At 68.9% G+C, this 8486-nt stretch carries 7 protein-coding genes; 3 read left to right on the top strand and 4 right to left on the bottom strand.

All coding sequences use genetic code 11. The features are described from left to right. The first annotated feature begins 174 nt into the window (after positions 1–174). On the top strand, positions 175–1233 hold the full coding sequence (locus tag ACT3SQ_RS18525; protein ID WP_441444124.1) for an ADP-ribosylglycohydrolase family protein: 1059 nt from the start codon (positions 175–177) through the stop codon (positions 1231–1233). A gap of 5 nt (positions 1234–1238) precedes the next feature. Beyond that, positions 1239–1982, top strand: a complete 744-nt coding sequence (locus ACT3SQ_RS18520; protein ID WP_441444123.1) for an endonuclease/exonuclease/phosphatase family protein — start codon at positions 1239–1241, stop codon at positions 1980–1982. A gap of 67 nt (positions 1983–2049) precedes the next feature. Here ACT3SQ_RS18520 and ACT3SQ_RS18515 read toward each other — a convergent pair whose 3' ends face one another. Both ACT3SQ_RS18515 and ACT3SQ_RS18510 read right to left on the bottom strand, forming a co-directional pair. Next, positions 2050–2919 carry a PIG-L family deacetylase gene (locus ACT3SQ_RS18515; RefSeq protein ID WP_441444122.1) on the bottom strand — a complete coding sequence of 290 codons (870 nt, stop codon included), beginning with the start codon at positions 2917–2919 and terminating at the stop codon, positions 2050–2052. Further along, on the bottom strand, positions 2916–4250 hold the full coding sequence (locus tag ACT3SQ_RS18510; protein ID WP_441444121.1) for a glycosyltransferase: 1335 nt from the start codon (positions 4248–4250) through the stop codon (positions 2916–2918). The genes ACT3SQ_RS18515 and ACT3SQ_RS18510 overlap by 4 nt, the downstream gene beginning before the upstream one ends. Positions 4251–4427: 177 nt before the next feature. On the opposite strand from ACT3SQ_RS18510, the gene ACT3SQ_RS18505 reads away from it, so the two are divergent. Then, positions 4428–5027, top strand: coding sequence for a class I SAM-dependent methyltransferase (locus ACT3SQ_RS18505; RefSeq protein ID WP_441444120.1), 600 nt, complete (start codon positions 4428–4430; stop codon positions 5025–5027). 54 nt (positions 5028–5081) lie between these two features. Here the strand turns inward: ACT3SQ_RS18505 and ACT3SQ_RS18500 are convergent, their stop codons facing one another. Both ACT3SQ_RS18500 and ACT3SQ_RS18495 read right to left on the bottom strand, forming a co-directional pair. Next, positions 5082–6167 (bottom strand): FAD-dependent monooxygenase, encoded by a 1086-nt coding sequence (locus ACT3SQ_RS18500; protein WP_442331717.1) that lies wholly within the window; start codon positions 6165–6167, stop codon positions 5082–5084. 65 nt (positions 6168–6232) lie between these two features. Beyond that, complete coding sequence (locus ACT3SQ_RS18495; RefSeq protein ID WP_444601573.1) at positions 6233–8044, bottom strand: DUF222 domain-containing protein; 1812 nt, start codon at positions 8042–8044, stop codon at positions 6233–6235. Positions 8045–8486 lie beyond the last annotated feature (442 nt).

Below are 8486 nucleotides of genomic sequence, written 5' to 3'. Positions count from 1 at the left end.
GACCAGATCTGCACCCGTGGGCGGGTGGTCGTGGCCGGTGTGGTCGTGGGGGTCGTCACAGTGCGGTGCGGGCGCTGCGGGCGAGTCGGTCATGAAGCTCCTTCTGGGTCCCCACCAGGGTAGCGGGATGGACGCAGGTGAGGTCGTCCAGCGGGGGTGTGGAACCATGGGGGCGTGGCGACGGATGCGATGAACACCAGCGAGGCGGGCCTGTCCGCCGCTCAGCGGCAGCGTGCGATCGGCGCTGTCGTGGCGGCCGCGACGGGCGATGCGCTGGGCGCCCCGTACGAGTTCCAGCCGCCCGTGCTCGACTCCGAGGAGATCGGCATGATCGGCGGCGGCGTGCTGGGCTGGCAGCCGGGGGAGTGGACCGACGACACCGCGATGGCGATCGTGGTGCTCGAGGCGTCCGTGGCGGCGTCGGACCGACATGACCTGCGTATCGACACGGCGCAGGACCACATCGCGCGCGAGTGGTACTCGTGGTCGCTCGGCACCCCCGACATCGGCACCCTCACTTCCCAGGTCGTGCGCGCCGCTGCTGATCTTGCCCGGGTGGACGGCCACTACGCCCCGCGGGCCAAGGATTTCCGCGCGGCCGCTGCCTCGACGTTCGAGGAGCTGCCGGCCTCCGCCGGGAACGGCTCGCTGATGCGTGCGCACGCCTCGGTGCTCCCCTATCTGCTCTCGCCTGTCGAGGATGCGGTCGAGGCGATCGAGGCAGTGTGCTGCTTGACACACGTGCATCAGGACACGATCGAGGCCTGCGTCCTGTGGGGGCTGGCCGTACGGCACGCGGTCCTCACCGGCGAGGTCGATGTGCGCGTGGGCCTGTCCGAGCTGCCTGAGGAGAGCCGCCAGCAGTGGGTCGAGCGGATCGAAGAGGCCGAGGAGTCGACGCCCGCGATGTTCCGCCGCAACGGATGGGTGGTCGGTGCCTTCCAGGCCGCCTGGGCGGCGATCTCGGGAGTCTCGCCGATTCCTGAAGGGAAGTTCGATCAGCGCGATGCCCTGGTCGCAGCCCTCGAAGCGGCCGCACGCTCCGGTTATGACACCGATACGGTCGCCTGCATCACCGGCTCTCTGATCGGCGGCGCGCTCGGCTACAAGGCGGTGCCGCCGGAGTGGCGACGCACGCTGTTCGGCTGGCCCGGGTACGAGATGGATGAGCTCAAGGGCCTGGTCGAACGGGTGATCGCCCCGATGGTCCCCGACCACGCGGAGGACGTGTGAGGCCGGTGTCCGCGACTTCACGACCGGCGGCTTCTCAACAGGCCCCCTGGGCTCTGCGGATCCTCACCTGGAACCTGTGGGAGCTGCGAGGGGACCTGTCCGCTCTGATCGAAGCCGTCCAGGATCTGCAGCCCGACGTGCTGCTGATCCAGGAGGCTCCGCGCTTCGTGCTGCCGACGGCGCGACTGCGCTGGTTCGCACGGCAGATCGATCGCCGGATCCTGGTCGGCGGCGCAGGCGGCCGCGGGCTGGCGATCCTCGCGACCGACGAGGTGGCGGCGCAGGTGATCCGGCGCGGTGCGCACCCGGTCGCGCAGACGGTGTCGGACCTGAACTCCACCTACCCGCGCGGGGTCGCTGCGGTGCGGCTCTCCGTGCCGGGCGGAGGAGCGGTGGTGCTCTCCTCGACGCACCTCGCGCTCCAGGAGGACAACCGGATGCGACATGCCGAGCATCTCGCGGCACTGGTGCGGGGAGCGGGAGCCCCCGTCATCGTGGGAGGGGATCTCAACGAGACGGCCAGCGGCAGTGCACGGCGCTTCCTCGCGCCGCTGCTGACTGATCCGGCTGACCAGGCCGAGCACACTTTCCCTGCAGCCTCCCCGGCGAGGCGGATCGACGCGATCCTGACCACCGCTGGGGTGACCGTGCAGGAAGCGCGTGCAGTGCGAGCCACCGAGCGGGTGAGCGAAGAGCGGCTGTCGGGAGCCTCCGATCACCTGCCGACGCTGCTGAGCATCTCGCTCTGACGCCGGGAGGCTGACGCTGAGCGTCAGCGACCCACCGCAGCCCCTCCCGCGGCCCAGCGCAGCCCCGTCAGCGGCCCAGCCGTAGCCCCGTCCGCAGCTCGACGACATCCTCCTGGCCCCCCACGTGGCGGATGGCGATGCCCCCGGGGACCTCACCCACGACGGTGAGCTGGGTCCGGTAGGCATCAACCGCACGGCGCACAGACTCAGCGGATGCCGGATGCTCGCGCCAGAAGAAACCGTCGGCCCCGGTCCTGGCCCCGTCCCCGCCTCCGGACCCGGCAGACACAGACGCTGCCTGTCGGTCGCTCGGTTCCGCCGGGGCCCCGCTGGCGACCTCCACCATGGGCGTGCCGGTGCGGGCGCAGGCGCCAGCGGTGACGTGGTGGGCGCGCACGTGGTCCGGGTGCCCGTAGGTGCCGGCGTCGTCATAGCCGATGACCGCATCGGGCTGCAGCTGGGTGATGAGTGCCGCGAGGTCCTCGACGGCGTGTTCGAGGGGGCGATGGGAGAAGCTGTCGGCACCTGCGGTCTCGGAGGGGCCGGCCAGGCCCTCGCGCACCCACTGCATGCCTGAGTCGCGGTAACGCCGCGGCTTCGCCCCTGAGGCGAGAGCGGGGGCGGTGCCGAGCCAATGCCGCTCGAGGATCCCCAACGCGCGGGTCGCCGCCTCGATCTCGTGCTCTCGGATCTCCTCGATCGGGCGGGGGTCGTCGGCGGCCACTGATCCCGTGACGATCTCGCCCTCCTCCCCGCGTGTGGCCGTCACCAGCACCACCTGAGTGCCGGCGGCGACCAGGGAAGCGAGCAGCGCGCCAGTGGAGAGGGACTCGTCATCGGGATGGGCGTGGACCGCGAGGACCAGCCGAGCCGAGTCCAGCAGCTCCCAGGGGTCGACGGCGAGGGCAGCGGCGGGGAAGGCAGCGGGAGCATTCATGACGTCTCCTCGGCGGCACGATCTTCGAGCAGCCGGGAGTACTGCGACTCGAGGATCCGGGCTGTGGCCTCCCAGGTGCGGGTGGCGGCGAACTCGCGGGCGGAGCTGACGGCATCGCGGTAGCCGTCGGCGTCCCGCAGCAGGGACTGCAGCGTCTCAGCCCAGACATCGGGGTCACGGCTGTCCAGCACCAGCCCTGCGGGGTCGACGGCCTCCTGCACTCCGCCGGCGAAGCGCCAGGCGAGCACCGGGGTACCGCTGGCCTGCGCTTCGAGGGCGACGAGTCCGAAGGTCTCCGACCAGCTGGTCAGCAGCAGAGCTCCCGCGCAGCGCATCGTCTCGGCGAGCTGGTCACGATCCAGCGATCCCACGAAGTCGATCTGGTCCTCGATGCCGAGGTCCCGAGCCTGAGCTCGCAGCTGCTCGGCATAGCCCGCGAAGTCCTGCGAGACGCCCCCCGCGAGCACCAGGCGGGCTCCGAGCTCACGAGGCAGATGCGCGAGGATCTCGAGGGCGAGATCCGGACCCTTGAGCGGCTGCAGACGTGCGGTGAACAGCAGCGTGGGGCGCTCCCGCCGCTCGGTGAGATCCGAGCAGGGACGGAACCGATCGATATCCACCCCGGGGCGCACGACGGTCAGCCTCGATCCCGGCACGCCGTAGCGCTCGCCGATCGTGCGCGCCTCGGCCTCCGAGACGGCGACCACCAGATCAGAGCCGGTGGCGACGAACTGCTCTCCCGGGATCCTCCCGGAGGACTCAGCAGGCTCACCGGCCTCCAGCGTGCTGGATCCCTCGGGAGCGGCCACGGAGTGGAAGGACTGCAGGTGGGGGATGCCCAGCTCACGAGTAAGGGGCAGCGCGGCGACCCCGCTGAACCAGTGGTGGGAATGGATGAGGTCCCAGTCCACTGCGCGTGGTCCCTCACTCGCGTCGCTGCTCCCGTTCCCGTTTCCGTTCCTGTTCCCGTTCTCGTCCGGGTTCCCGCTACCGCTCCCGTCCCTTTCCTGGCCAGGTGCACAGTCGGTGAGGGCTTCGCGCAGGGCCGCACGGAAGGGGGTGATCGTCTGCTCCATCTCGCTCTTGGCGAGAGGGGAGGCAGGGCCCGCGTCGAGGTGGAACAGACGAACCCCGTCGGCGATCTCCACCACGGCTGGGGCGGCGGGGTCGGTGCGGCGCGTGAACAGATCGACGTGATGGCCCAGACGGGCGAGTGCCAGTGACTGCTCGAGCACCACAACGTTCATGCCGCCGGCGTCCGCTCCTCCGGGAGCCTCGAGCGGCGAGGTGTGGAGGGAGACCGCAGCGATGCGCAAAGAGGTGGCCGACATGCCCGCCATCCTAGGCGCGCCGGACGGTGCTTTCTTGTTCGAGCTTGTTCTAGTGCACAGCGGCGGGGCGGGGGAGCAGTGGACACGAGGGCCTTGTGTTCGCCCTAGACGAAACTTGGGGCGGCTTGCGTCACGGGAAGTTGAAACGGGCAACAACAAGGTGGGAGTCTGAAACGCATGGAGACGGCGGAGAAGGTTGACTGGGCTGCGTTGAACGCCCACGCGGCGGGCCGTCCTGCCCGCCGATTGGTGTCGAAGGCGATCGCTGCAGCGGGGGGTTCCCGGAGGCCGGGGACCGTGCTCGACCTCGGTGCCGGCGCGGGAGCGGATTCTCTTCAATTCGCACGCCAGGGCTGGACCGTGCACGCCTACGACAGCGACGACACTCTCGCCGCCCGGCTCGTGGAGAACGAGCGGATGACCGGCTCGGTGCAGTTCCACCACAGCGATATCGCGACCGTCCCTGCCTTCCCTTCTGCTCAGATCGTCTACTCGACGTACACGCTCGGCCTGCTGGGTCCGGCCGCGCTGCCGGGAGTCTGGCGGAAGCTGGTCGATGCGCTGCCTCGCGGAGGCGTGATGGCGGTCGACTTCTTCGGCACCAACGATTCGTGGGCGGAGCGCCCGGACGTGGCGACCCTGCCGCTCGAGCAGATCGACGCGATGTTCCGCGGCTTCCAGGTCATGGACCGTTCGATCCGCGACGAGGACGGACGATTCCTGGCCGACAAGAAGCACTGGCACGTCATCACGACCCTCGCTCGCAAGCTGCACTGAGCCAGTTCTTCTGGGGTAGCTTTTCTGGGCCGGTTGCACCGGGCCAGCCGAGGGTCACCGCGCGGGAGAGGATCTCGCGCTGAGCATCCCGACCCCATCGAGCACCCGGTCACGCAGATCCGCGTGCTCGTTCGTCATCGCGAGATCCATCATCAGCTCCGACGCCACGCGCCACCCTTGCCCAGGGAGGGCCCGGCGCAGCTTGTAGAGATGCAGTGCGCGCCGTACCAGCACCGGCGACGTCGCACGAGCTGCGGTGCGACCATGCAGCGCCTGGCGCAATGACGTTCCCAAGGCGTCAGCATCATGGAGCGCTGTATTCGCCCCGTGCCCGAGGTTCGGCGCCATGGCATGCGCGGCATCGCCCAGCAGCACGACGTTCTCCCGCACCGGACTGAGCGCCGGTGCGGTGTGGATCCCGTGGACGAGTGTGCAGTGCGCAGTGGCGGCTCTGAGAACCGCATCGATCTCCTCGCGATGACCGCCCACCACGTCGTGCAGGTGCGCGAGGTCCTCGGCACGCGAGTCAGTGCGATGCTCCGGCACGCAGGCGAACCAGTTGGTGCGATTGCCGGGCAGCGGGGTGATGCCGAACAGCCATCCGCGACCCCAGGTCTCGGAGATCTCCGGCGGGGAGAGCTCTGTGATGCCGCGCAGGACGGTTATTCCGTGCGATCGAGCCTCCGGGGTGCAGGGCCATCCAGAGCGGCGTACCAGGGAATGGACGCCATCTGCGCCGACCAGGAGGTCCGCTCCCGCGCGCAACGGACGGACGTCCTCGATACGCCGACGTACGAGGTGCACGGTGGGTGGGAGCGCCTCGAACAGGATCCGCACCAGATCGGAGCGCGAGATGAGCACGGCGTCACCAGCGGGCATCGTCAGCAGGATGCGCCCGTCGGCCGCTCGCAGCGTGCCGGATTCGGGGGCTGCGGCCACGGCTGACACCTCCTCCCACACCCCGAGACGTTCAAGCGCCCGTCGCGCCGCGCTGAACAGGACCAGCGCTGTGCCGACAGCGGGGATCGTGAAGCTCTCGTCGACCAGCTCTACGCGGTGACCGTCTGCAGCGAGCCGGATCGCGGAGGCCAGCCCGGAGACTCCCGCACCGAGGATGCGGACCGTGAGCACTGGCGGCATGGAAACGACTCCGGAGTCGAGGGAGGGCAGGTGACATCCAGCCCCATCGTAGAGAGCTGGCAGCTCTAGGCGGGGGCGGGATCCGCCGGTGGTAGTTCATCCGGTGGTGGCTCGGCCGATGGAAGATGCTGATCCGGTGGTGCATCAGGTGCATCAGGTGCATCTGGTGCATCTGGTGCATCTGGTGCATCGGGTTCATCTGGAGCGTCCGGTCCGTCTGCTCCGGGAAGATCCGGGCGTTCCTCTGGGAGAGCCCGCGGGGTGAGCATCGCGGGCGTATACGAAATGCCCTGGGCTCCATGCGGACTCGACCAGAACCAGGCGATCGGTGGCCTGTCCGCCTGCGAGGTCTCCGGCTGTGAAGGCTCAGGCTGTGAGGCTTCAGTCGGTGACGTCTCATATTGTGACGTCTCCGTCTGCGAGACCGGTTCAGTCGGGATCGCACCCGTCGCATTCCACCGGACGATCACCCACAGTCCATGCTCCTTGAGCAGGTTGCAGCGCACGCACAGCCCCTGCCCGTTCGCGTAGCTGGTGGGACCGCCGCGGTGATGGGGGATGACGTGGTCGCTCTGGCGGATCTTCGCATTGCACCAGGGCGTGCGGCAGGTGGTGTCCCGCCATCGAATCATCCGCGCCAGGCCGGCGGGGAACGCCCGCGATCGAGATTCCATCGCGATCAGCTCGCCGGTGCGGGGGCTGGTGTAGAGGCGTCGATAGAACGCGCTGACCTCTTCATCAGGATGCTCCGGCTCGGTATGGCGCAGGTGACCCGGTGGCCTGCCCTGCAAGGTGTCGGAGACGATGTGGGCGGGGATGACTCCATATCCCTCAAGCCGTGCGCTCTCGGCATCGTCATCGCGGCCCAGCAGAGCCGTATCGGAGACGACGATGCCTACTTCGATGTGGGGAGTGGGACGAGGACGGCGCGGCGCGGAGCTCGCTTCCATTCCATCCGATGCTTGCTCCGCAGGATGCGGATGCAGCACGGCGTCGACCAGCAGATCGGCTTCGAGCGCGGGCACTGAAGCCTTCTCCCCGGCAGCGCGCAGTGACTCGGCCTGCGTGCTCAGGGCCTGCATCATCCCGACGGCGTCAATCGCGCGCAGCACGGCGGAAACGCGCGCCATCCCGTCGACCAGCGGAGTCATCGTCACGTGCCGCTCTCGCGCAGCGCGCTCGGCCCGTTGACGCGAGGTCTCCGGCTCGAGCTTCTGGATCATCTCGTCGATGTCCTCGCGCAGCCTCTTGTGGCCCTTTCCGGACAGGACCTGAGGGGCCTCGGCAAGGATCTCGTCGAGACGTGCACAGGTGGCCGGCGAAGCGGTGGAGAGCGCGCCCGCCACCGTGGAGGCCTGCTGCGCCGTGACGGACCCTTCCCAGAGGCCGTTGATCGTGCGCGGCATGTGCTGGATCAGCCGCCGTGCGGAGGCGAGGGAGAAGGAGGACGCGGCCGGGGTGACTCGACGGGCCAGGGCGATCTCGTGGCTGGCGCCCTTGCCCTGCGAGGCGGTTGCCACCCCGCGCTCCGCATCGCTGCGCCGGATCCTCTGCTCGGCTGCAACCTGCCAGGCGGCGTCCATCGCAGCCAGCGAGGCGCACAGATGATCGATTCCGGCAAGGACGGCGAGAGCCTCGCCAGGGGAGTCCGGTGCCGTGTCAGGAAGAGCGTCGCGAACCGAACTGGTGCGGGAGAACGCTACGAACGTCGCAGTGAGGATCTGCGCAAGCACGGCGCGGGCCTCGCTGCTCGCCTCGATCCGGGTGAGATGTGCGGCCACAGCGGACAGGGCATCCGTCGACGACGTGGCGTCAGCCCGGCGAGACTCATCCTCACCGGGGTCCTCCCCGTTGCCGTGCTGCGTCGTTGCATCCATGCCTTGATCGTACGGAGGTTCGAATGCGTCGACCACCCCCAGCTGGAATATGTGGACAACGCTGTCGAGGGGAAAGAAATGTGCATAACAATGTGGATATGTGGGCTCGGTGGAGGAAGGGTCGCGTGTCCATGTGGGTCCTGTTCGCCGCTGGGCCCCGCGGGTGATCGTACGGGTGTCACGTCTGGTCTCCCCGCGCCGTGACCTGGCGCAGCCCCGTCCAAGGCTGTTCTTACGGCAAGGCCAGGCGTTGCGAGTGCGGGAGGCACGTCATGGGAAATCCCCGAGGGCCTGCGGTCGCCTAATTCCGGAAGGGCCTACGCAGAATCAGGCAATTCGTTTCAGTCAAGAATGCCGGAGGAATTGTGGATAAGTCGCACTGGGGAGGATCCGTGGGTCTTGTCTGGCGGGCTCGATCTCGACCCGTCACCTCCGCCAACGG

It is taken from the genome of Brachybacterium sp. AOP42-C2-15 (assembly GCF_052377065.1).
Lineage (GTDB): Bacteria > Actinomycetota > Actinomycetes > Actinomycetales > Dermabacteraceae > Brachybacterium.
Note: the sequence above shows the minus strand (reverse complement) of the source record. Positions and strands in the feature narration are given on the sequence as shown.

Excerpts from the sequence above, each read along its gene's own strand:
- ACT3SQ_RS18515 (WP_441444122.1), bottom strand. The coding sequence starts at position 2,919 with ATGAATGCTCCCGCTGCCTTCCCCGCCGCTGCCCTCGCCGTCGACCCC.
- ACT3SQ_RS18510 (WP_441444121.1), bottom strand. The coding sequence starts at position 4,250 with ATGTCGGCCACCTCTTTGCGCATCGCTGCGGTCTCCCTCCACACCTCG.
- ACT3SQ_RS18505 (WP_441444120.1), top strand. The coding sequence starts at position 4,428 with ATGGAGACGGCGGAGAAGGTTGACTGGGCTGCGTTGAACGCCCACGCG.
- ACT3SQ_RS18500 (WP_442331717.1), bottom strand. The coding sequence starts at position 6,167 with ATGCCGCCAGTGCTCACGGTCCGCATCCTCGGTGCGGGAGTCTCCGGG.
- ACT3SQ_RS18495 (WP_444601573.1), bottom strand. The coding sequence starts at position 8,044 with ATGGATGCAACGACGCAGCACGGCAACGGGGAGGACCCCGGTGAGGAT.